Here is a 25,229-nt window from a genome sequence, read left to right on the forward strand (position 1 = left end):
CTCCTTCATTAAAGGAAAAAAATGACAAGTTACGCAGATCTCCAAGCGCAAATCAAGAAGCTGCAAGACCAGGCTGAAAAGCAGAAGGCAAAAGAACTGGAAAGCGTTATCACCGGCATCAAGCAGCAAATCGCTGAATACGGCCTGACAGCGGAACAGCTTGGATTGGCGCCTGCCAGAAAGAAAACCGTCAAGAAAGCTGCCGCCAAAACGGCGGTGGTGATGTACCGAAATGGCGATCTCACCTGGTCAGGCGCTGCCCGTGGCCGCAAGCCGGGCTGGGTCAAGGAGATCACGGATGCGGGCGGCGATATCGAGAAATATCGCGTGAAGGGAAAATCTCATCGATGAAAAGCGGCCGCGCTTTGTTGAAAAAGCACCTGATCAGGTGCTTTTTTTTCTTAATTCTGCCCCGCCTCTTCATCCCACTTCTTCAGCAGGGTCAGCTTCTCACCAATCTTGATTTCCAACCCCCGCGGCACAGGCTGATACCACCCCGGCTCGGCAATACCGTCCGGCAGATAAGTCTCCCCCGCCGCATAAGCATTGGGCTCATCATGGGCATACCGATATTCATGCCCATACCCCAATTCCTTCATCAGCTTGGTCGGCGCATTGCGCAGATGCACCGGCACTTCGCGGCTCTTGTCCTGCTTCACGAAAGCGCGCGCGGCGTTGTAGGCGTTATAGCCGGCATTGCTCTTGGCCGCCACCGCCAGGTAGATCACCGCCTGCCCCAGCGCCAGTTCACCCTCGGGGCTGCCCAGCCGCTCATAGGTCAGCGCAGCATCGTTGGCGATCTGCATGGCGCGCGGGTCGGCCAGGCCGATGTCTTCCCACGCCATGCGCACGATGCGCCGCGACAGGTAGCGCGGATCGGCACCGCCGTCGAGCATGCGCGTCAACCAGTACAACGCCGCATCCGGATGCGAACCGCGCACCGACTTGTGCAGCGCTGAAATCTGATCGTAGAAATTGTCGCCGCCCTTGTCGAACCGACGGCTGTTGAGGGTCAACGCGTTCTGCAGGAATTCCGCCGTCACCACCTGGGTACCGGTAGTGTGCGCGGCGGTCTGGGTCTGCTCCAGCAGGTTCAGGAACCGCCGCGCATCGCCATCGGCGTAACCGATGATCGTTTCCGTGGCTTGGTCATCGAACTGCAGGTCGCCCAGCGCCTTGTCCTGCGCACGCTTGAGCAATTGCTTCAGCTCCTCATCGGTGAGCGACTTCAGCACATAGACCTGCGCCCGCGACAGCAGCGCCGAATTGACCTCGAAGGAAGGATTCTCGGTAGTGGCACCGACGAAGGTCACCAGCCCGCTTTCCGCATAGGGCAACAGCGCATCCTGCTGCGACTTGTTGAAGCGGTGGATTTCATCGACGAACAGGATGGTGTGCTTGCCCATCGCCAGATTCTGCTCGGCCTGTTCCATGGCCGCGCGGATATCCTTCACGCCCGAGAACACCGCCGACAGCGCGATGAATTCGCAGTCGAAGGCGGTGGCCGTGAGCCGCGCCAGCGTGGTCTTGCCCACGCCCGGCGGGCCCCAGAAGATCATCGAATGCGGCTTGCCGGACTGGAAGGCCAGGCGCAGCGGCTTGCCTTCTCCGAGCAGGTGCGACTGCCCGATCACCTCGTCCAGCGTCTTGGGCCGCAGGGCCTCCGCCAGCGGCGCGGTCGGTTCTTGCGCAAACAGGTCAGCCATGGGCAGCCTCCTGCAGGCAACGGGAATCAACAGGCAAAGAAGACGGCCACCGGGCGGCCAGGGAAATAAAGTTCATAGTCATCAGGATGCGGGCGCAGCGCCGGATTGCAAGGCGCGTTCACCAAAGGCCGTAGTCTAACGCAGCAGGCCGCTGCGAGGGCAATGGCGCGATGACGGGCTGCGCCTGCAGCCATCGGGCGCAGCGGTTAAAATGCGGCCTGTGCGTTTTACTTCACATCGCCCTTTTACCTGCCCTTTCCCCTGCTTTCCATGCCCTTCGTCGTCACCGATTCCTGTATCCAGTGCAAGTACACCGATTGCGTCAGCGTCTGCCCCATGGACTGCTTCGTGGAAGGCCCGAATTTTTTGGCCATCGATCCGGACGGCTGCATCGACTGCTCCATGTGCGTGCCGGAATGCCCGGTCGGCGCCATCTACAACGCCACCGACCTGCCCGCCGCCCTGTCGCACTTCGAGGACCTCAACGCCCGCCTCGCCAAGCTGCCCGGCTGGAAACCCATCACCAAGGCCCAGCCGCCCCTGCCCGATCACGCGCAGTGGAAGGACGTTACAGGCAAGCTGCCCCTGCTGAAGATGCCCGAACCCTGACGCGCATGCCCCTCACATGAAAACAGCCCCGCAAGCGCAAGCCTGCGGGGCTGTTTGACGTAAAGGGGAAGCCGATCAGTTCTCGAACACGTCCGCACCCTTAGGCACCGTGAAGTTGAAGCTGTTGCCCTTGAGCGGCGGATTCTTCTCGAAGCTATCAAAGCTCAGCACCGACACCTGGCCAAAGGAATCATGCAGTTCCATGGCCACCGGCGTGCCGTTCTTCAGGCCGATGCCGATGTTGTCGAAGGTCGTGTCCTTGCTCTTGGGCACGGCTTGCAGCCATTCCAGGCCATCCTTGGTGCCGGCTTCCTTCAGGGTGAAGTTTTTTTCAAGATCATTGCTGCCGAAAAGGATGGCAGCCGGCGAAGAACCCAGCGCATTGCCCAGTTTCTTGGTCGTGACCTGGTTGAGGTCCTTGTCGTAGATGAAGAGTTTTTCTCCATCAGCCTGGATCACCTGCTCATAGGGCTTCTGGTAGGTCCAGATGAATTTGCCCGGACGCGAAAACACGAAGCTGCCGCTGGACGTATTGACCACCTTGGAGCTGCCGTTCTCGACCCGCACCATGCGCTGGGTGAAGGCACCTTTGGCCGATTGCGTGCTGCTGACGAACTGCTTGAACTGGTCCAGGGCGGCGGCCGAAGCGCGGCCCGGGGTCAGCGCGGTGATGGCGATGGCACCGGCCACCGCCAGTGCCGAAAGACCGGCCGCCATGACCAGGCGGCGCAGGTTGAACGTGCGGGCTTGCGCAGTGCGCGAGCGGAAAGCGTTTCTGGAATTGTCCATGTTATTCGATTCCTTCTTGACGGATGCCACCTGCAAGGTGGCGGCCGGCGCGACAGTGGCCGGCCTTCAGGGCGTGCTGTTGATGACGGGATGCAATCTGGCGCGCAACTGGATCGGAACCCGGCTTATTCAGCCGCGTCGCCGGCACCTGCCGGCACCAGGATTTCACGGTTGCCATTGGATTGCATGGTGGAGACCAGGCCGCTTTGCTCCATCTGCTCCAGCAAGCGCGCCGCGCGGTTGTAGCCGATGCGCAGGTGACGCTGCACCAGCGAGATCGAGGCCCGGCGATGTTTCAGGACCACGGCCACGGCCTGGTCGTACATCTCGTCGCCTTCGCCGCCACCGGCACCGGCACCGGCCGCAGCACCGCTGCCACCGCCACCGTCCTCCAGCACGCCTCCCTCTAGGATGCCCTCGATGTAATTCGGTTCCCCCTGGGCTTTGAGGTGCTCGACCACGCGATGCACTTCATCATCCGAGACGAAGGCGCCGTGCACCCGCACCGGCAAGGCCGTACCCGGGGCGTTGTAGAGCATGTCACCCATGCCCAGCAGGGCTTCGGCGCCCATCTGGTCAAGGATGGTGCGGGAGTCGATCTTGGACGACACCTGGAAGGCAATGCGCGTAGGCACGTTGGCCTTGATCAGGCCGGTGATGACGTCCACCGACGGGCGCTGCGTGGCCAGGATCAGGTGGATGCCGGCCGCGCGCGCCTTCTGGGCGATGCGGGCGATCAGTTCTTCCACCTTCTTGCCCACCACCATCATCAGGTCGGCCAGTTCGTCGATGATGATGACGATGGTTTCCAGCTGCTCCAGCGGTTCCGGCGCATCCGGGGTGAGGCTGAAGGGATTGGGGATCTTCTCGCCGCGCTTCTCGGCATCGATGATCTTCTGGTTGTAACCGGCCAGGTTGCGCACGCCCAGCTTGGACATCTTCTTGTAGCGGCGCTCCATCTCTTCCACCGCCCAGTTCAGGGCATGGCCGGCCTGGCGCATGTCGGTCACCACCGGCGCCAGCAGGTGCGGAATGCCTTCGTAGATCGACAGTTCCAGCATCTTGGGATCGATCAGGATCAGGCGCACCTGGCGCGGCGAAGATTTGTACAGCAGCGAAAGAATGGTGGCATTGATCCCCACCGACTTGCCCGAACCGGTGGTACCGGCCACCAGCAAGTGCGGCATCTTGGCCAGGTCGGCCACCACCGGGTTGCCGGCAATGTCCTTGCCCAGCGCCACGGTCAGGCTGGAATGGCTGTCGTTGTAGACCTTGGAGCCGAGGATCTCGGTCAGGCGCACGATCTGGCGCTTGGGATTGGGCAGCTCCAGGCCCATGAAATTCTTGCCCTGGATGACTTCCACCACGCGAATCGACGTCAGCGACAGCGAGCGCGCCAGGTCGCGCGCCAAGTTGACGATCTGGCTGCCCTTCACGCCCGTGGCCGGTTCGATTTCATAGCGGGTGATCACCGGGCCGGGATAGGCCGCCACCACCTTGACCTCGACACCGAAGTCGGCCAGTTTCTTTTCGATCAGGCGGCTGGTGAATTCCAAGGTTTCCACCGAGACCGTCTGCTGCGCCGGCGGTGCTTCATCCAGCAGCGACAACGGCGGCAATTCGCTGTTGAGGTCATCGAAGAGGCTGGTCTGCTTCTCCTTCTGGACGCGGTCGGATTTCTGCACTTCGACGATTTGCGGCTCGATGCGGATCGGCGGCGCCTCGACGATCTTGGCGCGTTCCTGCACCACGGTCTCCTCGCGCTTGACGGCGGCTTCCTGGCCGGCGCGGCGATCGGCCCGGGCGGCGAAGAAGTCCCGCACCCAGAACAGGCCATCCTCGATCATGCCGCCGATGCGCTCCACCGCCGCCAGCCAGGAGACCTGGAACAGCAGCGAGAAGCCCAGTCCGAACAGCAGCAACAGCAACAAGGTGGAGCCCGTGAAGCCGAAGGTCGGCTGCATGGCCGAACCGATCATCTCGCCCAGCACGCCACCGGACGAATGCGGCAACTTGGGCGCTAAGCGCTGCATGCGGGTGAATTCGATGCCCATGCTGCCGGTCAGCATGAAGACAAAGCCCACGGCGCGGATCAGCGGCTCCTGGTGATGCTCCGGTTCCACCGGCTGGGCCACCAGGAAGCGGTTCGACAGGCGCCGGTAGCCGGTCCACACCGAGCGCCCCAGCAAGACGCACCACCACCAGGCCGAGAGCCCGAAGATGTAGAGCAGCAAGTCGGCCATCCAGGCACCGACGCGGCCGCCCCAGTTGCCCACGCGCGGCACCGAGCTGGCCACCGACCAGCCGGGGTCGGTCTTGGCATAGCTCAGCAGGATCAGCGCCAGATAGGCCAGCAAGGCCGCCAGCGCCAGCCAGCGCGCCTCCGATAACAGCCGTACCAGACGGTTGGGCATGGGAGGTGCCGGCGTCTTGTTGGTGCGGATGTGGGCTTGACTCGTCTTGGACATAACTTCCGTACAAAAAAAACTAGCCGTCATTGTAACGGCATTGACTTGGCGCTTCGCGGTTTTGCGCTGGGCGGCGGGAAACCCGCTGCACTGACCTTGATTGACCGCTATCGTTCTGGGGGTGCTGTCATTTTGTTCATATTTTCGACAGCGTTGCTGCTACTGTCTGCCACGCCGGCGGCTATCACCGGCATAGCGTAATTCCATGAGCCCCGTTGAGGGCATGGACTATAATCTTACCCGTTTTGCAGCGCGGCAAACCGCAAACTTGTGCGCTGGCAACCGCCCCGCTTGTGCCGGCCGGTCTGGCTGAACTGCCTGACCGGCCGGGAATTGAAATCCCCGGGAGTCGCCTCATTTGCAGAAGCGATCCCACAACATTTGATGAGTAGCTTATGAGCACGCCCAAACATGCCAAGGTCCTGATTCTCGGCTCCGGCCCCGCCGGCTATAGCGCCGCCGTCTATGCCGCGCGCGCCAACCTGAACCCGGTGCTGATCACCGGCGTGGAGCAAGGCGGCCAGCTGATGACCACCACCGACGTCGAGAACTGGCCCGGCGACCCGCTGGGCGTGCAAGGCCCGGAACTGATGCAGCGCCTGCTGCAGCACGCCGAGCGTTTCAATACCGAGATCATCTTCGATCACATCCACACCACCAAGCTCTCCGAGCGCCCGTTCCGCCTGATCGGCGACAGCGGCGAGTACACGGCCGATGCCCTGATCATCGCCACCGGCGCCTCGGCCCAATACCTGGGCCTGCCCTCGGAACAGGCCTTCATGGGCCGTGGCGTGTCGGCTTGCGCCACCTGTGACGGTTTCTTCTACCGCGGCAAGGAAGTGGCCGTGGTCGGCGGCGGCAACACCGCCGTGGAAGAAGCGCTGTACCTCTCCAACATCGCCAGCAAGGTCACCATCGTGCACCGCCGCGACAAGTTCCGCGCCGAGCCCATCCTGATCGACCGCCTGCTGCACAAGGTCACCGAAGGCAAGATCGCCATCCAGTGGCATTCCACTCTGGATGAAGTGGTCGGCGACGACAGCGGCGTGACCGGCATCAAGATCAAGTCGACCCAGGACGGCGCCATCACCGAGATCCCTGTGCACGGCCTGTTCATCGCCATCGGCCACAAGCCCAACACCAGCATCTTCGACGGCCAGCTGGAGATGCAGAACGGCTACCTGAAGACCCGCACCGGCACCGAAGGCTTTGCCACCGCCACCAGCGTCGACGGCGTCTTCGCCGCCGGCGACGTGCAGGATCACATCTACCGCCAGGCCATCACCAGCGCCGGTACGGGTTGCATGGCAGCACTGGATGCACAGCGCTATCTGGAAGGCCTCGAATAAGCAGGTAAAGAGATGTAAAATGCTGCGCTGCGAGAACTCGCAACGCAACGGGCACTCCAAAAGCCGGTGACGAGTTGTCGTCCCGGCTTTTTTGTTTCACTCGAGCAATCCCATATCAGAATCATCAAGACCGAGGAAAGCATCGTGCCCTATTACTCATCCCCTTCCCGCGACGGTCGCCGCTCGCCGGTGCTCAAGGCCGTGCTGGCCACCATGAGCCTGGGTGCCGTGCTGGTCGCCTGCAGTGCCTCCCGCGAAACCCCGGTGGCCGACGCCACGGCCGGCCAATGCGATGCCTCGCGTGCCGATCACCTGATCGGCGAAAACTACAGCGGCTACGTGGAGCGCCAGGCACTGGCCGAATCCGGTGCCACCGACATCCGCGTGCTCAAGCCGGACGACGCCGCCACCATGGACTTCAACCCGCGCCGCCTCAATCTGCACGTCGATCCGGGCCTGGTGATCATCAAGGTGGCCTGCGGCTGAAGAGCTCGCCTGCTTCTGCTAAAGTAGTCACTTAGGGAACAAACCGCTACAGGGTTGGGTGGCTGTCATGGCGACAATGAAGGATTTCTCGGCGCTCCAGGGATTGCGCCGCGATCTGCAGGAACAGGAAAAAGCGCGCGCACTGGCCTTGGCCGAGCGCCAGCGCCAGGAAGCGGCAGCCCGCGAGGAAGCCAACATCTTCCGCAACAGCATCGGCCAGGTGGCGCCCTTGCGCCCGGAAGTGGTCGACAAGGCCCATTACCTGCCGGAACCTCCCCTCCCCATTCCCCGCCAGCACCTGGCAGATGAACAGGCCGCGCTGCTGGAGTCGCTGTCCGACGAGTTCACCGTCGACACGCTCATGGACAGCGACGAAAACCTCAGTTTCGCCCGCCCCGGCGTGGGCATGGATGTCTTGAGCAAGCTGCGGCGCGGCAACTGGGTGATCCAGGCCCAGCTGGACCTGCACGGCTATCGCCGCGACCAGGCGCGTGAGGCCTTGGGTGAATTCTTGCGCCAGGCACGCCGCCGCGGCCTGCGCTGCGTGCGGGTGATCCACGGCAAGGGACTCGGTTCGGTGAACAAGGAGCCCGTGCTCAAGCACAAGGTCCGCAACTGGCTGGCGCAGAAGGATGAAGTGATGGCCTTCTGCCAGGCGCGCGCAGCCGATGGCGGTGCGGGCGCGCTGGTGGTGCTGCTGCGTTCGAGCGAACGGGTCTGAACGCCGCTTCAGTCCGCAGTCAGATGGTCCAGCATGGCCACGATGGCCTCGAAATGCGGCCGGGCGGCAGCATCGGCGCTCAGGCAGGCCTGGCGCACCCCGGCCAGGGCCGCACGCTGCTTCTTGCCGGATTCATCTTGCGGCTGGCCATGTGCCAGCAACTCTTCCAGCAGACAGCCATAGGCCCGCACTTCCATGGCCTGCACGCCCCATGCATGCGGCTGTTGGACATAGTAGAACCAGGCCGCGCCGAAATCGCCAAGCAGGGCTTCGCCATCCCGATGCAGGATGTTGTGACCGTAGAGGTCGCCATGCACGATGCCCTGCGCATGCAGGTGGGCGGCTGCCGAGGCGATATCGCGTGCAATGGCGATCACCTGGCTCCAGGCGAGCGTGAAGCCTTGCGCATACACATCGCGCGTACAGGATTGCAGGCTGGGCGGGCCGGCCAACACCTTGAAATCGGGATCGATCAGCGGCATCACCAATCCCTGCACCGCTTGCGGATGCCCTTGCAGGCGGCCCAGCACGGGAATGAGGCCGCGATGGCTACCGGCCATGATGCAGGCCGCCATCTCGCGCTCGGGCAGGCCATCGCTGGTGACTGCGCCCTTGAAGAGCTTCACCGCCACTGGCTGCGACCTGTCTGCCACGGTCCAGCGGGCAGCGTGGATCACTCCTGAGGCGCCTTCCCCCAGCTTTTCGCCCAAGGCCAGATCATCCCAAGCTATGGCCGCGACTTGCGCGTTGCGGTCCGCCGTTTCCTCCACTGCTTCACACCAGGGATTGCCCGCCATGGCCAGCCAGCTCAGGCGCGGCAGCGTCAGCAGCCAATGCGGAAACGCCTCCAGCGCATTGGCCGACAGGCGCAGCAGTTCCAGGTTGCGGCAGGCCGCCAGTTCCGGCGGCAGCGCGCGCAGGCGGTTGCCCGCCAGCATCAGCTTCTGCAGGCGCAGGCACTGCCCGATGCTCGATGGCAGCTGTTCGATGCAGTTGTCGGTCAGCACCAGCCAGCGCAGCGTGGGTGGCAGCGATTCGGCAGGTACATGCTCGATCCGGTTGGCCTTGAAACCGATCATCTCCAGCGACGGGCAGCGGCCCAGTACGGCGGGCAATTCGGTGAAGGGATTGTCGGAACAGAAGACGATGCGCAGCCGGTGCAAACGCGGCAGGTCGTCGGGCAAGGCGGTCAGTTCGTTGCCGCTGAGGTCCAGAATCTCAAGGGTTTCAGCCAGGGTGAAGATTTCTGGCGGGAATTCGCGCAGGCCGCACGAGAGAGACAGGCGGGTAATGCCTTCCAGCGCGCCGCTGCGCAGTTGTTCCAGAGTGTGCATGCAAAGAAGTGAAGAAACGGACTAAAACGCGGATCTTACCAGCCGCCGGCCGTCTGCCTCAGAACAAATCCAGCTGGGCATCGCCCGCCGGGCGCCCCTGCCCCGCCGGCACCACCATGGGCCGCTTGAAGCGGCTGGCATCCAGGGTGGCAAAAGCCCGATTGCGATGATCGATGCCCAGGCGCCGGCTGGCCTTCTCGAAGCGCTGATGCAGCAAATCGGCCCAGACGCCGGTGCCCCGCATGCGGGTGGCGAAATCGGCGTCGTAATCCTTGCCGCCACGCATGTCCTGGATGCGGTTCATCACCCGCGCCGCACGGTCGGGGAAATGCGCCTGCAGCCACTGCCGAAACAGCGGGCTGACTTCCCAAGGCAGGCGCAGCACGATATAGCCCGCCTGGCGCGCCCCGGCCTCCACGGCCGCTTCCATGACGCGTTCCAGGTCCGGTTCGGTGACGAAGGGAATCACCGGCGCAATCGACACGCTCACCGGAATGCCCGCCTCGGCCAGCGTGCGGATCACCCGCAATCGCCGCGCCGGGCTGGCCGCGCGTGGTTCCAGCGTGCGCGCGATGGCCGCATCCAGCGTGGTGATCGTCACCGCAACAATGGCCTGCCCCTTGGCCGCCATCGGGGCCAGCAAATCGATATCCCGCTCGACCAGCGAGGACTTGGTGATGAGCGCCACCGGATTCTCGCAATCGTGCAGGATCTGCAGGATGCGCCGGGTCAGCTGGCGTTCGCGCTCGATGGGCTGGTAGGCGTCGGTATTGATGCCCACCGTGATGGTGTCGGGTTCATAGGACGGCTTGGCCAGTTCGCGCAGCAGCACCTCGGGGGCATTGCGCTTGGCCACCAGCCGGCTTTCGAAATCCAGCCCCGGGGACAGGCCCAAATAGCTGTGAGAAGGCCGCGCGAAGCAGTAAATGCAGCCGTGCTCGCAGCCCCGGTAGGGATTGAGCGAAAGCGAAAACGGCAAATCCGGCGAGCTGTTGCGGGTGATGATGGATCGGGCGTCTTCCTCGGTGACGATGGTCTTCAGGCGGGGTGGCTCATCCTCCTCGGTACTCTCAGCCGCCTGCGGCCCGGCCTCGGCAAAATGGACGGCCTGCCAGCCATCGTCGAACTCTTCCCGCGCCACCGATTCATAGCGCCCACGCAGGTTGGTCACCGCGCCCCGGCCCTTCTGGGCGGTCTGATCGCGATGGATGAAGGTTTCTGGCGTCAGGGTCGCGTCGTCCTCGCCGGAGGCGGCCGACCGGGTCGGCTGCTCTGGAAAAGGCCGGGCAATGCCCTGCGGAAATTTAGGGAAGGAAGCCACGTAAAGCTCATCAATACTGTATTTATATACAGTATTTTGCCTTCACTTCGGATGCGCTGCAAATGCTGTTTCAATTTGTCCGGCTGCCACATTAATCGGTTATGCTTGTTCACCCTCAGCTTCCCATCAGAGAAGAAAGCCGACACAAGGGGGAACAAGGACCGCCAGAGGTCCCAAGGAGACAAGGATGCAATACCAGGCAAACCGGCCCGGTGCCGGTGCATTGCTGGGCGCTTCGCCCCTGGTGCAGGCCAGCGCCGATGGCGTGCCGGATCTGCAGGCCATCGAACGCTCGCACCAGCGCAGCTCGTCCTACGGCATCACGCGCGGCCAGCGGCCCGACCTGGATTCACTCTCGCGCGCCGACCTGGCCCAGACGCTGGAAGCCAACCAGGCCCTCTCCGGCCATGCCCGCCCGGTCATGGAAACCCTCTACGACCAGATCCGCAATACCCACAGCATGGTCATCCTCTCGGACGCCGAAGGCACCATCCTGCATACGCTGGGCGACAGCGATTTCCTGGCCAAGGCCGACCGTGTGTCCCTCGGGCCCGGTGGACGCTGGTCCGAACAATTGCGCGGCACCAATGCCATCGGCACGGCGCTCTTCGAGCAGAAGCCCACCACTGTGCACGCCCAGCAGCACTACCTGGATGCCAACCGCTTCCTGACCTGTTCGGCCGCCCCCATCTTCGACCATCGCGGCCAAGTGCTGGGAGTGCTGGATGTCTCGGGCGAATGCGGCAGCTTCCACAAGCACACCATGGCCTTGGTGCGGATGTCGGCGCAGATGATTGAAAACCACCTGCTGGCCGGCAGCTTCCCCGATTGCATCACCCTGCACTTCCACAGTCGCTCCGAATTCGTGGGTACGCTGGTCGAAGGCATCGTCAGCTTCACGCCCGGCGGGCGTTTCCTGGCGGCCAACCGCAGTGCGCAGTTCCAGCTGGGGCTGACACTCGCGGCGCTGCAGTCGCATACCTTTGCGTCGCTCTTCGGGGTGCCGCTGTCGCTGCTGTTCGAACACCATCGCAAGGCCGCCTCGGGCTTGCTGGAGCTGTGCCTGCACAACGGCATCCGCATCCATGGCCGCGCCGAACTGCGGCTGCGCGACCAGCATTTCCAGAATGCGCGGGAAGCCGTGATCGAGGCACCGGAAGTACTGCCCGCCAGCCCATCTGCTCGCCCGGCCCCACCTGTGCGCCCCCATCCGGGCCAGCCGCGCGGCGGACTGCAAGCCCTCGATACCGGGGACGCCCGCATGAGCGCCATCATCGCCAAGTTGCGCAAGGTGATCGACCGCGACATCCCGGTCCTCATCACCGGCGAAACCGGCACTGGCAAGGAGTGGCTGGCCCAGGCCATCCACCGCGAAAGCGCGCGCTTCCACGCCACGCAAACCCGGGGCGGCGCCGCGCCCTTCGTGGCCGTGAATTGCTCGGCCATTCCCGAGAACCTGATCGAGGCCGAACTCTTCGGTTATGAAGACGGCGCCTTCACCGGCGCCCGCCGCAAAGGCGCACTGGGCAAGATCGCGCAAGCCCAGGGCGGCACCCTCTTCCTCGATGAAATCGGCGACATGCCGCTGGCCCTGCAGGGCCGCCTGCTGCGCGTGCTGCAGGAACGCGCTGTGACGCCGCTGGGCAGCCAGCGCGTGATTCCGGTGGACTTCGCTCTGGTATGCGCCACCAACCAGCCGTTGCGAGAAATCGCGGCGCGCCATGCCTTCCGTGAAGACCTGTACTACCGCATCAATGGCTTGCAGGTAAAACTGCCCGCCTTGCGCGAGCGCAGCGACCTGGGCGCCCTGATCGACCGCATCCTGGAACAGGAAGGCGGCCGTCACGCGCCGCGCTTCGATGCCCAGGCCCTGGCGTTGCTGCAATCCAGCCGCTGGCCGGGCAACCTGCGGCAACTGTCCAACCTGATCCGCACCGCCCTGGCCATGGCCGATGGCGAGGCCTGGATAGGGGTGGAACACTTGCCAGATGACTTTCTGGACGAGGCAGCGCCGCTGCAGGCGGCTGGCGGAATGCCGGCCCCGGCAGCGCATGAAGAAACGGACGAAAAACCGCTCTCCATGCACGACAGCGAATGGGCCGCCATCGAACGCGCCCTGCGCACCCATGACGGCAACGTCAGCGCCGCCGCCAAGGCGCTGGGGGTGTCGCGCAATACGCTCTATCGCCGCTTCAAGTCACGCGGGCACTGAGCGGGGCAAGCGCGTCGTATTCCTCATCGGTAAAGAGCCGCGAGCGCGTCAGGAAGCGCTTGCCGCTGCCGTTCTCCAGCGAGAACATGCCGCCGTTGCCGCTGACCACGTCGATGATCAGTTGCGTGTGTTTCCAATATTCGAACTGGTCGGCGCCGATGTAGAACGGCACGCCATCGATCTCCCCGAGATGCACGTCGGTATCACCCAGCGTGAAGTCGCCAGCCGGATAGCACATCGGCGCACTGCCATCGCAGCAGCCCCCGGATTGAAAAAAGATCAGCTCGCCATGCCGCGCCTTCAACTGGCGCAGCAACTCCACCGTGGCCTCGGTGGCCGTCACCCTGGGCAATGCATCCATTCGCCGCTCTCCTGTTGAGTCTGGATCTGCCAATAAAAGCGGCACCGGCCGCGCGAGTTGCGGACCGGTGCCGAAGCTGCCTTGCTGCAAGGAGTCAAACGAAGTCACACGATCAGAAGAAGCCCAGCGCCTTGGGGCTGTAGCTGACCAGCAGGTTCTTGGTCTGCTGGTAGTGGTCCAGCATCATCTTGTGGTTCTCGCGGCCGATGCCGGACTGCTTGTAGCCACCGAAGGCTGCATGCGCCGGATACAGGTGATAGCAGTTGGTCCACACGCGGCCAGCCTGGATCTCGCGGCCCATGCGGAAGGCACGCGTGCCATCTCGGGTCCACAGGCCTGCACCCAGGCCGTACAGGGTGTCGTTGGCGATAGACAGGGCTTCTTCCTCATCCTTGAAGGTGGTCACCGACACCACGGGGCCGAAGATTTCTTCCTGGAAGATGCGCATCTTGTTGTTGCCCTGGAAGACGGTCGGCTTGACGTAGTAGCCAGTGGCCAGATCACCGCCCAGTTCTTCACGTCCGCCGCCGGCCAGCACCTTGGCGCCTTCCTGCTTGCCGATGTCGATGTAGGAGAGGATTTTCTCCAACTGCTCCTGCGAGGCCTGCGCGCCGATCATGGTGCTCTTGTCCAGCGGGTTGCCCTGCTTGATGGCGGCCACGCGCTTCAAGGCACGTTCGATGAAACGGTCATAGATCGATTCCTGCACCAGCACGCGCGAGGGGCAGGTGCAGACCTCGCCCTGGTTCAGCGCAAACATGGCGAAGCCTTCCAGGGCCTTGTCGAAGAATTCGTCGTCCTTGTCCAGCACGTCGGCGAAGAAGATGTTGGGCGACTTGCCACCCAGCTCCAGGGTCACCGGGATCAGGTTCTGCGAGGCGTACTGCATGATCAGGCGGCCGGTAGTGGTCTCGCCGGTGAAGGCGATCTTGGCGATGCGCTTGTTGGAGGCCAGCGGCTTGCCGGCTTCCACGCCGAAGCCCTGCACGATGTTGACCACGCCCGGCGGGATCAGGTCGGCGATCAGTTCGATCAGGACCATGATGGAAGCCGGCGTCTGCTCGGCCGGTTTCAGGACCACGCAGTTGCCGGCGGCCAGCGCCGGAGCGAGCTTCCACACCGCCATCAGGATGGGGAAGTTCCACGGGATGATCTGGCCGACCACGCCCAGCGGTTCATGGAAGTGATAGGCGTAGGTGTCGCTGTCGATGGTGCAGATGCTGCCTTCCTGAGTGCGCACGGCGGCGGCGAAATAGCGGAAGTGGTCGATGGCCAACGGGATGTCGGCGGCCATGGTTTCGCGGATGGGCTTGCCGTTGTCCAGGGTCTCGGCGGTGGCCAGCAATTCCAGGTTGGCTTCCATGCGGTCGGCGATCTTGAGCAGCACGTTGGCGCGCTCGGCGGGGGAAGTCTTGCCCCAGCTCTTCTTGGCGGCGTGGGCGGCGTCCAGCGCCAGTTCCACGTCTTCGGCGCTGGAACGCGCCACTTCACAGAAGGCGCGGCCGATCACCGGGCTGATGTTCTCGAAGTATTCGCCCTTGACCGGCGGCACGAATTTGCCACCGATGAAGTTGTCGTAACGTTGCTTGAAGGGATCGCGTACGCCGAGTTTGCTGATGTCTGCCAGGTTCATGTCGTCTCCGTTCGGGTTATGGTTGAAATCCCGCCGCGATCATGGCCGCAGCGGACGTTCACCCCTCAAGATGGCAAATCGCATGCCAGCCTGCAAACCCGCTCTGCAAGCGGATCTTGCGCCAGCGCCAGTGTCACGCTGTGTCAATCTGGCGCAGCCTGGGACAGCGTGCAGCAACAGCCTGCCACACCCTGAGCGCTTTTCTGATGACGTAAAAAAACCGGCCAGTGGCCGGTTTTTCGCAATGCGCGGAGATCTGTGGATCAGACGGCATCCGGGCCGGTTTCGCCGGTACGGATACGGATCACCTGCTCCACTTCCTGCACGAAGATCTTGCCGTCGCCGATCTTGCCGGTGCGGGCGGCCTTGATGATGGCGTCCACGGCCTGCTCGACCACCTTGTCGTCCACCACGACCTCGATCTTGACCTTGGGCAGGAAGTCGACCACGTATTCGGCACCGCGATAGAGTTCGGTGTGGCCCTTCTGCCGTCCGAAGCCCTTCACTTCGGTGACCGTCAGGCCCGTGACGCCGACTTCGGCGAGGGATTCACGCACCTCGTCCAGCTTGAACGGTTTGATGATGGCGGTCACTTGTTTCATGGCAATTCCTCTCTTGGTATGTCGTAAAGAAACGATCTCAACGATCTATTGAATAGCGGATACAACCTTTGTTCTTATTTTACTGGCAAGACCGTGGCGTCCCGCCCACTTGCACATTGTCAATCAGGCGTGCCCGGCTTTCAACCTTCTTGAACCCGCCGGGCCATGAAAAGCCGTTATTCAGGTCTCCAGATCGGGAATGCGCTCCAGATCCTGCAGCCAGACGGTGGCCTCGCCATCGCTGGGTGCGCGCCAGTCGCCACGCGGCGAAAGCGAGCCGCCCGAGCCGACCTTGGGGGCATTGGGCACGCAGGAGCGCTTGAACTGGCTGGTCTTGAAGAAGCGATAGACGAAGATGCCCAGGTTTTTCTTGATCTGCGGCAAGCTGTACTGGTTGCGCGCACCGTGCAGGCCATCCGGCCAGTGGCCGATGCTGCGGTCCTGCCAGGCGCTGTGCGCCAGGAAGGCCACCTTCGCCGGCGTGAAGCCGTAGCGCAGGATGTAGTAGAGATTGAAATCCTGCAGCTCGTAAGGGCCGATGAAATCCTGCGTGCGCTGGCCCGGTTCGCCGTCGGAGGCGCCCGGCACCAGTTCAGGACTGATTTCGGTTTCGAGGATGTGGATCAGCACTTCCGGCTGCTTCAGTTCCAGCGAACCGGATTCCGCCACCCAGCGCACCAGGTGCGTGATGAGGGTCTTGGGTACGCTGGCGTTGACGTTGTAATGCGACATGTGGTCGCCCACGCCGTAGGTGCACCAGCCCAGCGCCAGTTCGGACAGGTCGCCGGTCCCGATGACGATGGCACCGTGATGATTGGCCAGGCGGAACAGGTGATTGGTGCGCTCGCCGGCCTGCACGTTCTCGAAGGTGATGTCATAGACCGGCTCGCCGCGTGAATACGGGTGATCCAGGTCCTTCAGCATCTGTTCGCAACTGGGGCGGATATCGATCTCCTGCGCCGAACACCCCACTTGCGCCATCAGCTGATGCGCCTGCACCAGCGTGCGGCTGCTGGTGGCGAAGCCCGGCATGGTATAGGCCAGGATGTTGGCGCGCGGCAGGCCCAGCTTGTCCATGGCCTTGGCGCAGACCAGCAGGGCGTGCGTCGAATCGAGGCCACCGGAAACACCGATGACGACCTTCTTGATATTCGAGGAAGACAGGCGCTGCACCAGTGCCTGCACCTGGATGTTGTAGACCTCGCGGCAACGCAGTTCGCGCTGTTCGGCATTGGCCGGCACATAGGGGAAGCGCGCGACCCGGCGCTGCAGCGGCAGGTCCTGGTCCTGCGGCACCTGCACGTCGAAGCGCACCACTTCAAAGCGGCGCACTTCCTCCGCATGGCGGCGCACCGACTGGCCAAACGTGGTCTGGTGGAAGCGTTCACGCGAGAGGCGCTCCAGGTCGATGTCGGCATAGATGACGTGACCGCCTTCGGCGAAGCGCTCGGACTCGGCCAGCAGTTCACCGTTCTCGCAGATCAGTGCCTGGCCATCCCAAGCCAGGTCGGTGGTGGATTCACCATTGCCCGCCGACGAATACAGATAGGCCGCCAGGCAGCGCGCCGATTGCTGCGACACCAGCTGATGGCGGTAGCCCGACTTGCCGACCACGATGTTGGAGGCCGACAGGTTCACCAGCACGGTGGCACCGGCCAGCGCGGCGAAGGAAGACGGCGGGATCGGCACCCACACGTCTTCGCAGATCTCGATATGGAAACGGAAGTCGGGGATATTGCCGATCTCGAACAGCAGATGGCTGCCGAAGTCCACGTCCTGGCCCAGCAGCCGGGTGCGGCGGGTGACGGCGCAATCGGCGCTGCTGAACTGGCGCGCTTCGTAGAATTCGCTGTAGTTGGGCAGGTAGCTCTTGGGCACCACGCCGAGGATGCGGCCGGCATGCACGACCACCGCACAGTTGTAGAGCTGGTGATCGACCTTCAGCGGCAGGCCGACGATGAGGGCCGGGGCGATGCGCAGGGAAGCTTGCAGCACCGATTGCAATGCCTGCAGGGAAGCCTCCAGCAAGGCACGTTGCTGGAACAGGTCTTCGCAGCTGTAGGCCGACAGGCCCAGTTCGGGGAAGGACACCAGGGCCGCGCCACGGGCGGCGGCCTGTTCGGCCAAGGCGATGGTGCGCTCGGCGTTGAAGGCGGGATCGGCCACCTTGCAGTCCGGCACCGCTACGGCGATGCGTGCGAAACCGTGGTTGTAGAGATTGAAGAAGGGGCTAGGCATAGCGTGTGTTGGACTCCGTGCTCTTCGCCATGGCGGCGACGCGTTCTGTTCATTTTGCGTAGAATGCCTGTTCCAGCGGGGCCGAGGGCCGCGCCAACTTTCGCAGGTCACTCGCAGTCCATGGATTATCGCACGCGAATCGTTTCTTCTCTGGCCGAGATCGGCCCGGCCCGCTGGGATGCGCTGGTGGCCGCCCAGGCCGAGGGCAATCCCTTCCTTTCTTATGCCTTCCTGCATGCGCTGCATGAGAGCGGCAGCGCCAGTCCCGAGTCCGGCTGGGAGCCGCATTACCTGACGCTGTGGCAGGGTGAGGACCAACAAGAGCAACTGGTGGCCGCCCTGCCCCTGTACCGCAAGTTTCACTCGTATGGCGAATACGTCTTCGACTGGGCCTGGGCCGAGGCTTACCAGCGGCATGGCGTGGAGTACTACCCCAAGCTGCTCTCGGCCATCCCCTTCACGCCGGTACGCGGTGCGCGCCTGATGGCTGTCGATGAGACAGCACGCGGCGCGCTGGTGGCCGCGCTACGGGCGCTGCAGGAGCGAAATGAAGTTTCCTCCACCCACATCCTCTATCCCCCGCCGGAACAGGCGCAGCAGCTGGCTGACGCGGGATACCTGCTGCGCAGCGGCGTGCAGTTCCATTGGCACAATGAAGGGTATGGCAATTTTTCGGAATTCGTCGATACGCTGGATCGCAAGAAGCGCAAGAACATCCTGGCCGAACGGCGCAAGGTGGCCGAGCAAGGCGTGCGTTTCGTCTGGCTGCGCGGGGCCGAGATCACGGAGGCGCACTGGCGCTTCTTCAACCGCTGCTATCGGCATACCTATGCGGCGCACTATTCCACGCCTTACCTGAATCTGGATTTCTTCCGCCGCATCGGTGAAACCATGCCGCAGCACCTGTTGCTGACGGTGGCCCTGCGCGGCGACGAACCGATCGCATCGTCCCTGACGGTGTATGACGCCGACACGCTCTACGGCCGCTACTGGGGCGCGCTGGAACACGTGCCCTGCCTGCATTTCGAGACGGCGTATTACCAGCCGCTGGAGTTCTGCATCGCCGAGAAGATCACCTGGTTCGAAGGCGGTGCCCAGGGCGAGCACAAGATGGCACGCGGTTTCCTGCCGCAGAAGACCTGGTCGGCGCACTGGCTGGCGCATCCGGGGTTCTATGATGCGGTGGAACATTTCCTGTCGCGTGAAAGCAATGGCATCGATGGCTATATCTCGGAGTTGAACGAACACAATCCCTTCCGGGATCCGCCGCGCTGATTCGCCCTCCTCTCGCAGACATAAAAAAAACCGGCCCGCACATCGCACGGACCGGCCTCATCAAAAAAATATAAACGATTTAAATCGTTTAAATCCTTTTAATTATTTATAACCCACGCGATCCAGCATCTGCAACACCTTCTGCTGGTTGGCGCCGACCGCACCCACATTGATGACTTCGGCCTTGAACGGGCCCATCTTCACCAGTGCCGGGTTTTCGGTCTTCACGTTCTTGACGGCAGGCCATTCATTGTTGCCTTCAGCGAAGTAACGCTGCGCCGAATCGCTGGCCAGGTATTCCAGGAACTGCACGGCTTCAGCCTTGTGGGGCGCGTTCTTGGCCACACCGCCCCCGGCGATGTTGACGTGCGCACCGTAGCTCTTCTGGTTGGGCCAGACAATGCCAACCTTTTCCATCAGCGCCACATCTTCCGGCTTGGTGGAACGCAGCAGGCGCGCCACGTAATAAGAATTGGAAATGGCCACGCCGCACTCACCCGAACCGACCGCCTTGATCTGGTCGGTATCGCCACCGACCGGCTGGCGCGCCTGGTTGGCGACCATGCCCTTCAGAATGGCTTCGGTCTTGGCCGCGCCGTCATGTTCCAGCAATGCGCCGAACAGCGACACGTTGTAAGGGTGCGAACCGCTGCGGGTACACAGCTTGCCCTTGTTCTTCGGGTCGCCCAGGGCTTCATAGGTATCCACGTCTTCCGGCTTCACGCTGGCCTTGTTGTAGACGATCACGCGGGCACGGGTGGAGAAACCGAACCACTGCGTACCGTCGCTGCCTTCCTTGCTGTGCAGGTTGGCAGGGATGCGCTCATCGAGCAGCTTGGACTTGACCGGCTGGAACAGACCCTCGCTCTGCGCCTTCCACAGGCGGGCCGCATCCACCAGCAGGATCACGTCGGCCGGGCTGGAGGCGCCTTCGCTCTTCAAGCGCGCAAGGATGCCGGCATCGTCACCGTCGACACGGTTGATCTTGATGCCGGTGGCCTTGGTGAAATCGGCATACAGGGCTTCGTCAGTCTGGTAGTGGCGCGCCGAATAGAGATTGATGACCTTCTCCTGCGCAAAGCTGGAAGCGGCAATGGCAGCCAGCACGGCGCCGACGGCGAGTTGACGGTGGAACATGGACCATCCTTTTCAAAAAGAGTGAACGACCGCCGTCGCGGGAACGGCGTTTTCTTTTGGCGCGGAAGGCGGTCCAGGAAGAGTGGACTTGGCTGTCGCAGTGGGCAATCTCGGGATCGCCTCGTTGTGGGCGCGTGGTGTTGGCGCCATGGCTGTGCGGTTCATAGACCGCTGGCGACTATAGCACAAACAAGAAGCATTATCATCTGCGCGCATGCACATCGCACAGGCCGCCATGAAAAACGCCCTTGCCGGCAGCCGCTCGGCAAGGGCGTTTCAGGGACGAAGAGAAGAAATCAGATGACCTTGACCGCAAAGTCCACACCGATGCCGGCCCACCATTCCTGCTCCTTCTGGAACCAGAAGGAAATGCTCGGATGCTCCTTGATGTAATCGCGGCGAATCTCCAGGTCGATGCGGCTCTTGAGCTTGACCCGGACCTTCTCCAGGTCCAGCGTGATGTGCGCATGGCGGAACATCACCGCCAGCCGCAAGGCCAACACTGCCTTGGCGAAATCGACATCGGCCAGCATCTCGCTGATCTTCTTGAGGTTGCCCTTTTGCCCGAGGATGAGCGTGCTCATCAGGCGCTGCTCGCGCGTGGTGAAACCGGGCAAGTCGGCATTGGCGATCATGTAGGCCGAATGCTTGTGATATCCGGTCGGCGAGACCACCAGGCCGGTCTCGTGCAGCAACGCGCTCCAGTAGAGATAGCGCACATACGAATCAGTGGCCGGTTTCAAACTCTCGAAAAAGCCCAGCGCCGTATCGGCCACGCCATGGGCGCGTGCCGCATCGACGTGGAAGCGGCGACCAAATTCTTCCACCGAACGGTCGCGGCGATCGGCCTTGGTGGCGCGCAACTGCAGGTCCCACATCACACCCATGCGCAGGCCGGCTTCCACCGGCGTGATGACCTCGATGCCGAACTCCTGCATGAAACCGATCAGCACGGCGAGCCCACCCATGATGACGCCGGCGCGGTCCGGCTTCATGCCGTCCAGCGAAATCTGGCTGACGTGGCCGAAATCGATCAGGCGCTGCATCAGGTCGGCCAGGCTGGGCAGCGTGACGCGGCCATCGCCCATGTTGTTGCGGCGGATGGTATCGGCGATGGCCCGCATGGTGCCGGACGATCCATAGACATTGACGGCGGCCGCATCGAAGCTGAACAGGTGCACCGCATCTTCCACATGCGAACGCGCAGAGATGATGGCGCGCTCGAAGGCCGCTGCCGTGATCGCCCCATCGGGGAAGAAGGCCAGGCTCTGGTTGACGGTACCGATGCCGAAGGATTCAACGTGGCGGATATGTTCGCCCAAGCCACGGATGACTTCGGTGGAACCCCCGCCGATGTCGATGACCATGCGTTCTTCGCCCGCATCGGCGAGTACGCCGGCCACCCCCATGTAGATCAGGCGCCCTTCTTCCTCGCCGGAAATGATCTCGACCGGATAACCGATGGCGCGCTCCAGTTCCGGCAACAACTCGGCGGCATTCTTGGCCACGCGCAAGGTATTGGTGGCCACCACCCGCACGGCGGTCAGCGGATAGTCGCGCAGGACGGAGCGAAAACGGGTCAGCGAATCGATGGCGCTCTGACAGGCCTGCGGCGTGAGGTTGCCGCTCTTGTCGATGCCCGCCGCCAGGCGGATGGGGTCACGCGCGCTCTTGATGACGCGTATGCTGTCGTCCTCGTACTTGCCGATATGCAAGCGAAAACTGTTGGAACCGAGATCTACCGCAGCAAACATGCATTTCCTTTCGCAAGGGCTCCGGGCCGGGCGGCACGCAGCAATTGCTAAATAATTTAAACCGCATCCTGTCTCCCAGCCGACAAGATAATGGCCGCGCATTACACTTTGATGACAGCTTGCACCCTGTAGAATGGCGGCTCAGCGAAGTCGTGCTGCGTTGCACATATTATTTTATACAATTTATCCCATTTTCCCTTCCATGCCCGGCATTCTTTACCTGGTTCCCAACACGCTGGGAACGACCGAGCTTCCCGCCGACACTGACGCATTGCATCCGCTGGAGTCCATCATCCCGCGCCAGGTGCAGGCCATCGCGGCGCGCCTGGATTATTTCGTGGCCGAGAACGCCAAGACCACACGTGCCTTCCTCAAGCTCCTGGGCAGCAGCACCGCACTGGCCAAGCCCATCCAGGAAATCCAGATCAGCGAACTGAACGTCAACACGCCTTCCGCCGCCCTGCCCGCCTTGCTGGCACCGCTGCTGGAAGGCCGCGACGGTGGCCTGATCTCGGAAGCCGGTGTGCCGGCCGTAGCCGACCCCGGTGCCAACCTGGTGCGCCTGGCGCATCAGCACGGCATCCAGGTGCGGCCGCTGGTCGGGCCGTCGTCCCTGTTGCTGGCGGTGATGGCCAGCGGCCTGAACGGCCAGAGCTTCGCCTTCAACGGCTACCTGCCCACCGACGCCGAGGCGCGCAGCAAGCGCATCCGCCAGCTGGAGGATCGTTCCCGCAAGGAGAAGCAGACCCAGCTGCTGATCGAAACGCCCTATCGCAACGGTGCCATGCTGGAAGCGCTGGTGCAGTCCTGCCAGCCGGGCACGCTGATCTGTGTGGCGACCGATCTTTCGCTGCCCACCGAAACGGTCCGCACGCAGACCGCCGCGCAATGGAAGGCGGCGCTGGCTGCCAACAAGGCGCCGGACTTCCACAAGAAGCCGACGGTGTTCCTGCTGCTGGCGGAATAGGCATCACAAAAAAACAAAGGCCGGTTGCATCAGCAACCGGCCTTTTGCTTGGAAGCTGTGGATTCGCTCAGCGCAACTGCGACAACGGCGCCGACATCAGGGTCTTGGCAAAGCCCGCACCGAAGGCCACACCGAATTTCTTGAGCACGCGTTCGGAGAGATTCTCTGTCTGGGTGTAATCGACTACATCTTCGGCCTTGATCACATCGCGCGCCACGCTGTCGACCGTGCCATAGCCATCGGCCAGACCCAGTTCGACGGCCTTGGAGCCGGTCCACACCAGGCCCGAGAAGGTATCCGGCGTTTCCTTCAGGCGCGTGCCACGACCCTGGCGCACCACTTCGATGAACTGCTGGTGGATCTCCTGCAGCATCGATTGCGCATATTCACGCTGCTTGGGGCTCTGCGGACTGAAGGGATCGAGGAAGCTCTTGTTCTCGCCCGCCGTCAGCAGGCGGCGCTCCACGCCCAGCTTGTCCATCAGGCCGGTGAAGCCGAAACCATCCATCAGCACGCCCACCGAACCGATCAGGCTGGCCTTGTTGACGTAGATCTTGTCGGCCGCCACCGCGATGTAATAGCCGCCGGAAGCGCACATCTCTTCCACCACCACATAGATCGGCTTCTTGGGATAGGCCTTGCGCAGGCGGGTGATCTCGTCGTTGATCATGCCGGCCTGCACGGGGCTGCCGCCGGGGCTGTTGATCTTCAGGATCACGCCCACCGAGTCGCTGGCCGCAAAGGCTTTGTCGAGCGCCGGAATGACCACGCCGGCCGAGCCCTGCCCTTCGGATTCGATGGTGCCGCGAATCTCGACCAGGGCAGTATGGGTGCCCAGCGGCTCGCTCTCGATCTTGTTGTAGGTGAAGGCCATCCAGCCGCCCAGCACGATCACCACCAGAATGGCGATGCGAAAGAAGATGCCCCAGCGGCGGCGGGCGCGCTGCTCCTTGACGGCGAACAGGGCCAGCTTTTCCAGGACGTCGCGCTCCCAGCCGCTCTTCTTGTCCTCGCGCACGCTGGCGGGGATGGAAGAAGACGGTGCAGCAGGCGGCGGGGAGGCCGGGGAAGACGAGGAAGACTGAGGGGGGCGGTCTTGCGGGTTGTCAGATTCGTTGTTGCTCATAGGCTCACTCTGGGCAGCGCCATCGCGCTGCACTGGTTTTTTCCGCGAAGCTCATGCCTCGACGGGCTGGACGATGTCATCCGGACGCCAGAACACCTGGCCGTCGCGTTCCACCGCCATGATCTTACGCAAATGCGCACCGGTACAAGGTCCGCCTGCGCATTTTCCGGTATCGGGCGCATAAACTGCGCCATGTGTTGCGCACATGAGATACAGGCCGCTGGATTCAAAGAATTCGCCCTCGGCCCAATCCAGTTCAATGGGCACGTGGGCGCAGCGATTCAGATAGCCATAGACCACGCCGCCATAGCGCACCACGAAGCCGGTGGTCTCATCCCCATGCACCTGCACCGGGAAGCGCTTGCCCAGACCGCCCTCCTGGAGGGCGCTTGAGGGGCAAATGAAGATTTCTTCAGGCGTCGTCATGGCAAGCCGCTTCAGGCGTGGTCATTGAGCCATTGATGCAGCTCGCGGATGGAGCGGGCTGAATAAAGAGGCGCCAAAGTCTGCAGCTGCTGCGGCGGATGCGCGCCGAACTCCACCGCCACCCCCTTGGCTCCGGCGTTGATGGCCATCTGCAGGTCGTGGGTGGTGTCGCCGATCATGACGGTACGGTGCATGTCCTGGCCCAGTTCGCGGGTCAGTTCCTGCAGCATGGCCGGATGCGGCTTGGAGAAGGTTTCATCGGCGCAGCGCGTGGCATCGAACTTGGAGAGCAGGCCGGTACTGTTCATGGCCCGGTTCAGCCCCACCCGGCTCTTGCCGGTGGCCACGGCCAGGAAATAGCCCTGCTGCGACAGGTCGGCCAGCATCTCGGGCACGCCCTCGAAGAGCGTGAGGTCCTTGTCCTGCCCGAGATAGTGATGGCGATAGCGCTCCACGATGCGTGGATAGTACTTCGGGTCCACATCCGGAATGGCGGCCTGCATCGCGTCCTGCAAGCCCAGGCCGATCACGTAGGAGGCCGCGCTCTTGTCGGGAATGGGCAGCCCCAGGTCGCGCGCAGCCGCCTGGATGCAGCGCACGATGGTCGAGGTGCTGTCCATCAGGGTGCCGTCCCAGTCGAAGACGATCAGGTCGAATTGCTTTCTTGCCATGTGCTGAGCTCTTTCCGCTGGCATGCTCCCGGCTCGGTTGCCAT

22 protein-coding genes are annotated in these 25,229 nt (G+C 63.0%); 8 read left to right on the forward strand and 14 right to left on the reverse strand.

What is annotated here, in order from left to right:
- The first annotated feature begins 21 nt into the window (after window positions 1–21).
- A complete protein-coding gene (locus MKD49_RS10595) occupies window positions 22–351 on the forward strand; it encodes an H-NS family nucleoid-associated regulatory protein (protein ID WP_252696232.1) in 330 nt (109 codons plus the stop codon).
- A gap of 50 nt (window positions 352–401) precedes the next feature.
- Here the strand turns inward: MKD49_RS10595 and MKD49_RS10600 are convergent, their stop codons facing one another.
- A complete protein-coding gene (locus MKD49_RS10600; protein WP_252696233.1) occupies window positions 402–1,706 on the reverse strand; it encodes a replication-associated recombination protein A in 1,305 nt (434 codons plus the stop codon).
- 270 nt (window positions 1,707–1,976) lie between these two features.
- On the opposite strand from MKD49_RS10600, the gene fdxA reads away from it, so the two are divergent.
- Window positions 1,977–2,315 carry a ferredoxin FdxA gene (gene fdxA / locus MKD49_RS10605; RefSeq protein WP_088753639.1) on the forward strand — a complete coding sequence of 113 codons (339 nt, stop codon included), beginning with the start codon at window positions 1,977–1,979 and terminating at the stop codon, window positions 2,313–2,315.
- 75 nt (window positions 2,316–2,390) lie between these two features.
- On the opposite strand, the gene lolA is transcribed toward fdxA, so the two are convergent.
- Window positions 2,391–3,104 carry an outer membrane lipoprotein chaperone LolA gene (gene lolA, locus MKD49_RS10610; RefSeq protein ID WP_134135188.1) on the reverse strand — a complete coding sequence of 238 codons (714 nt, stop codon included), beginning with the start codon at window positions 3,102–3,104 and terminating at the stop codon, window positions 2,391–2,393.
- Between the two features lie 125 nt (window positions 3,105–3,229).
- On the reverse strand, window positions 3,230–5,572 hold the full coding sequence (locus MKD49_RS10615) for a DNA translocase FtsK (protein WP_252696234.1): 2,343 nt from the start codon (window positions 5,570–5,572) through the stop codon (window positions 3,230–3,232).
- A gap of 395 nt (window positions 5,573–5,967) precedes the next feature.
- Between MKD49_RS10615 and trxB the strand changes: the two genes are divergently transcribed.
- The 3 genes from trxB (at window position 5,968) to MKD49_RS10630 (ending at window position 8,128) form a co-directional block, all read left to right on the forward strand.
- The gene (gene trxB / locus MKD49_RS10620; protein ID WP_252696235.1) at window positions 5,968–6,921 is read left to right on the forward strand and encodes a thioredoxin-disulfide reductase; all 954 of its coding nucleotides are present in this window, start codon (window positions 5,968–5,970) and stop codon (window positions 6,919–6,921) included.
- Between the two features lie 144 nt (window positions 6,922–7,065).
- Window positions 7,066–7,407, forward strand: a complete 342-nt coding sequence (locus MKD49_RS10625; protein WP_209569133.1) for an I78 family peptidase inhibitor — start codon at window positions 7,066–7,068, stop codon at window positions 7,405–7,407.
- Window positions 7,408–7,474: 67 nt separating this feature from the next.
- Window positions 7,475–8,128 (forward strand): Smr/MutS family protein, encoded by a 654-nt coding sequence (locus tag MKD49_RS10630; RefSeq protein WP_252696236.1) that lies wholly within the window; start codon window positions 7,475–7,477, stop codon window positions 8,126–8,128.
- A gap of 8 nt (window positions 8,129–8,136) precedes the next feature.
- On the opposite strand, the gene MKD49_RS10635 is transcribed toward MKD49_RS10630, so the two are convergent.
- The gene (locus tag MKD49_RS10635; RefSeq protein WP_252696237.1) at window positions 8,137–9,462 is read right to left on the reverse strand and encodes a leucine-rich repeat-containing protein kinase family protein; all 1,326 of its coding nucleotides are present in this window, start codon (window positions 9,460–9,462) and stop codon (window positions 8,137–8,139) included.
- Between the two features lie 58 nt (window positions 9,463–9,520).
- Entirely contained in the window at window positions 9,521–10,783 is a 1,263-nt protein-coding gene (locus MKD49_RS10640; protein WP_134135184.1) for a PA0069 family radical SAM protein, read from the reverse strand.
- A gap of 187 nt (window positions 10,784–10,970) precedes the next feature.
- Between MKD49_RS10640 and MKD49_RS10645 the strand changes: the two genes are divergently transcribed.
- Window positions 10,971–12,995, forward strand: coding sequence for a sigma-54-dependent Fis family transcriptional regulator (locus tag MKD49_RS10645; protein WP_252696238.1), 2,025 nt, complete (start codon window positions 10,971–10,973; stop codon window positions 12,993–12,995).
- Here MKD49_RS10645 and MKD49_RS10650 read toward each other — a convergent pair.
- The 4 genes from MKD49_RS10650 to MKD49_RS10665 form a co-directional block, all read right to left on the reverse strand.
- Window positions 12,976–13,356, reverse strand: coding sequence for a DUF779 domain-containing protein (locus MKD49_RS10650; RefSeq protein WP_252696239.1), 381 nt, complete (start codon window positions 13,354–13,356; stop codon window positions 12,976–12,978). The two genes, MKD49_RS10645 and MKD49_RS10650, sit on opposite strands and share 20 nt — an antisense overlap.
- A gap of 112 nt (window positions 13,357–13,468) precedes the next feature.
- Complete coding sequence (gene adh / locus MKD49_RS10655; protein ID WP_252696240.1) at window positions 13,469–14,989, reverse strand: aldehyde dehydrogenase; 1,521 nt, start codon at window positions 14,987–14,989, stop codon at window positions 13,469–13,471.
- Between the two features lie 263 nt (window positions 14,990–15,252).
- A complete protein-coding gene (locus MKD49_RS10660) occupies window positions 15,253–15,591 on the reverse strand; it encodes a P-II family nitrogen regulator (RefSeq protein ID WP_006463535.1) in 339 nt (112 codons plus the stop codon).
- Between the two features lie 180 nt (window positions 15,592–15,771).
- Window positions 15,772–17,829: an NAD(+) synthase gene (locus MKD49_RS10665; protein ID WP_252696241.1), complete on the reverse strand. Its 2,058-nt coding sequence runs from the start codon at window positions 17,827–17,829 to the stop codon at window positions 15,772–15,774.
- Window positions 17,830–17,949: 120 nt separating this feature from the next.
- Here MKD49_RS10665 and MKD49_RS10670 point away from each other — a divergent pair, with 120 nt between their 5' ends.
- The gene (locus MKD49_RS10670; protein ID WP_252696242.1) at window positions 17,950–19,104 is read left to right on the forward strand and encodes a GNAT family N-acetyltransferase; all 1,155 of its coding nucleotides are present in this window, start codon (window positions 17,950–17,952) and stop codon (window positions 19,102–19,104) included.
- Window positions 19,105–19,206: 102 nt separating this feature from the next.
- Here MKD49_RS10670 and MKD49_RS10675 read toward each other — a convergent pair whose 3' ends face one another.
- Together MKD49_RS10675 and MKD49_RS10680 are read right to left on the reverse strand one after the other, a co-directional pair.
- Window positions 19,207–20,241 (reverse strand): extracellular solute-binding protein, encoded by a 1,035-nt coding sequence (locus tag MKD49_RS10675; protein WP_252696243.1) that lies wholly within the window; start codon window positions 20,239–20,241, stop codon window positions 19,207–19,209.
- Between the two features lie 296 nt (window positions 20,242–20,537).
- A complete protein-coding gene (locus tag MKD49_RS10680; protein ID WP_252696244.1) occupies window positions 20,538–21,995 on the reverse strand; it encodes a Ppx/GppA phosphatase family protein in 1,458 nt (485 codons plus the stop codon).
- A gap of 202 nt (window positions 21,996–22,197) precedes the next feature.
- Here MKD49_RS10680 and MKD49_RS10685 point away from each other — a divergent pair, with 202 nt between their 5' ends.
- A complete protein-coding gene (locus MKD49_RS10685; RefSeq protein WP_252696245.1) occupies window positions 22,198–22,962 on the forward strand; it encodes an SAM-dependent methyltransferase in 765 nt (254 codons plus the stop codon).
- 67 nt (window positions 22,963–23,029) lie between these two features.
- Here MKD49_RS10685 and MKD49_RS10690 read toward each other — a convergent pair whose 3' ends face one another.
- Genes MKD49_RS10690 through MKD49_RS10700 form a run of 3 tightly spaced genes read right to left on the reverse strand, consistent with a single transcriptional unit; the run spans window position 23,030 to window position 25,185 of the window.
- Window positions 23,030–24,088 carry a S49 family peptidase gene (locus MKD49_RS10690; protein ID WP_034332211.1) on the reverse strand — a complete coding sequence of 353 codons (1,059 nt, stop codon included), beginning with the start codon at window positions 24,086–24,088 and terminating at the stop codon, window positions 23,030–23,032.
- 51 nt (window positions 24,089–24,139) lie between these two features.
- Complete coding sequence (locus MKD49_RS10695; protein WP_252696246.1) at window positions 24,140–24,514, reverse strand: Rieske (2Fe-2S) protein; 375 nt, start codon at window positions 24,512–24,514, stop codon at window positions 24,140–24,142.
- Between the two features lie 11 nt (window positions 24,515–24,525).
- Window positions 24,526–25,185, reverse strand: coding sequence for an HAD-IIIA family hydrolase (locus MKD49_RS10700; RefSeq protein WP_034331648.1), 660 nt, complete (start codon window positions 25,183–25,185; stop codon window positions 24,526–24,528).
- Window positions 25,186–25,229: the final 44 nt, after the last annotated feature.

The organism is Herbaspirillum sp. WGmk3 (genome assembly GCF_023952535.1).
GTDB lineage: Bacteria > Pseudomonadota > Gammaproteobacteria > Burkholderiales > Burkholderiaceae_D > Herbaspirillum > Herbaspirillum huttiense.

What these genes read in the sequence shown, in the direction of transcription:
- MKD49_RS10650 (WP_252696239.1), bottom strand. Translation starts at nt 13,356, where the DNA reads ATGGATGCATTGCCCAGGGTGACGGCCACCGAGGCCACGGTGGAGTTG.
- fdxA (WP_088753639.1), top strand. Translation starts at nt 1,977, where the DNA reads ATGCCCTTCGTCGTCACCGATTCCTGTATCCAGTGCAAGTACACCGAT.
- MKD49_RS10635 (WP_252696237.1), bottom strand. Translation starts at nt 9,462, where the DNA reads ATGCACACTCTGGAACAACTGCGCAGCGGCGCGCTGGAAGGCATTACC.
- MKD49_RS10660 (WP_006463535.1), bottom strand. Translation starts at nt 15,591, where the DNA reads ATGAAACAAGTGACCGCCATCATCAAACCGTTCAAGCTGGACGAGGTG.
- MKD49_RS10630 (WP_252696236.1), top strand. Translation starts at nt 7,475, where the DNA reads ATGGCGACAATGAAGGATTTCTCGGCGCTCCAGGGATTGCGCCGCGAT.
- MKD49_RS10615 (WP_252696234.1), bottom strand. Translation starts at nt 5,572, where the DNA reads ATGTCCAAGACGAGTCAAGCCCACATCCGCACCAACAAGACGCCGGCA.
- adh (WP_252696240.1), bottom strand. Translation starts at nt 14,989, where the DNA reads ATGAACCTGGCAGACATCAGCAAACTCGGCGTACGCGATCCCTTCAAG.
- MKD49_RS10700 (WP_034331648.1), bottom strand. Translation starts at nt 25,185, where the DNA reads ATGGCAAGAAAGCAATTCGACCTGATCGTCTTCGACTGGGACGGCACC.
- MKD49_RS10680 (WP_252696244.1), bottom strand. Translation starts at nt 21,995, where the DNA reads ATGTTTGCTGCGGTAGATCTCGGTTCCAACAGTTTTCGCTTGCATATC.
- MKD49_RS10600 (WP_252696233.1), bottom strand. Translation starts at nt 1,706, where the DNA reads ATGGCTGACCTGTTTGCGCAAGAACCGACCGCGCCGCTGGCGGAGGCC.
- lolA (WP_134135188.1), bottom strand. Translation starts at nt 3,104, where the DNA reads ATGGACAATTCCAGAAACGCTTTCCGCTCGCGCACTGCGCAAGCCCGC.
- MKD49_RS10685 (WP_252696245.1), top strand. Translation starts at nt 22,198, where the DNA reads ATGCCCGGCATTCTTTACCTGGTTCCCAACACGCTGGGAACGACCGAG.
- MKD49_RS10645 (WP_252696238.1), top strand. Translation starts at nt 10,971, where the DNA reads ATGCAATACCAGGCAAACCGGCCCGGTGCCGGTGCATTGCTGGGCGCT.
- MKD49_RS10675 (WP_252696243.1), bottom strand. Translation starts at nt 20,241, where the DNA reads ATGTTCCACCGTCAACTCGCCGTCGGCGCCGTGCTGGCTGCCATTGCC.
- MKD49_RS10665 (WP_252696241.1), bottom strand. Translation starts at nt 17,829, where the DNA reads ATGCCTAGCCCCTTCTTCAATCTCTACAACCACGGTTTCGCACGCATC.
- MKD49_RS10695 (WP_252696246.1), bottom strand. Translation starts at nt 24,514, where the DNA reads ATGACGACGCCTGAAGAAATCTTCATTTGCCCCTCAAGCGCCCTCCAG.
- MKD49_RS10690 (WP_034332211.1), bottom strand. Translation starts at nt 24,088, where the DNA reads ATGAGCAACAACGAATCTGACAACCCGCAAGACCGCCCCCCTCAGTCT.
- MKD49_RS10595 (WP_252696232.1), top strand. Translation starts at nt 22, where the DNA reads ATGACAAGTTACGCAGATCTCCAAGCGCAAATCAAGAAGCTGCAAGAC.
- trxB (WP_252696235.1), top strand. Translation starts at nt 5,968, where the DNA reads ATGAGCACGCCCAAACATGCCAAGGTCCTGATTCTCGGCTCCGGCCCC.
- MKD49_RS10670 (WP_252696242.1), top strand. Translation starts at nt 17,950, where the DNA reads ATGGATTATCGCACGCGAATCGTTTCTTCTCTGGCCGAGATCGGCCCG.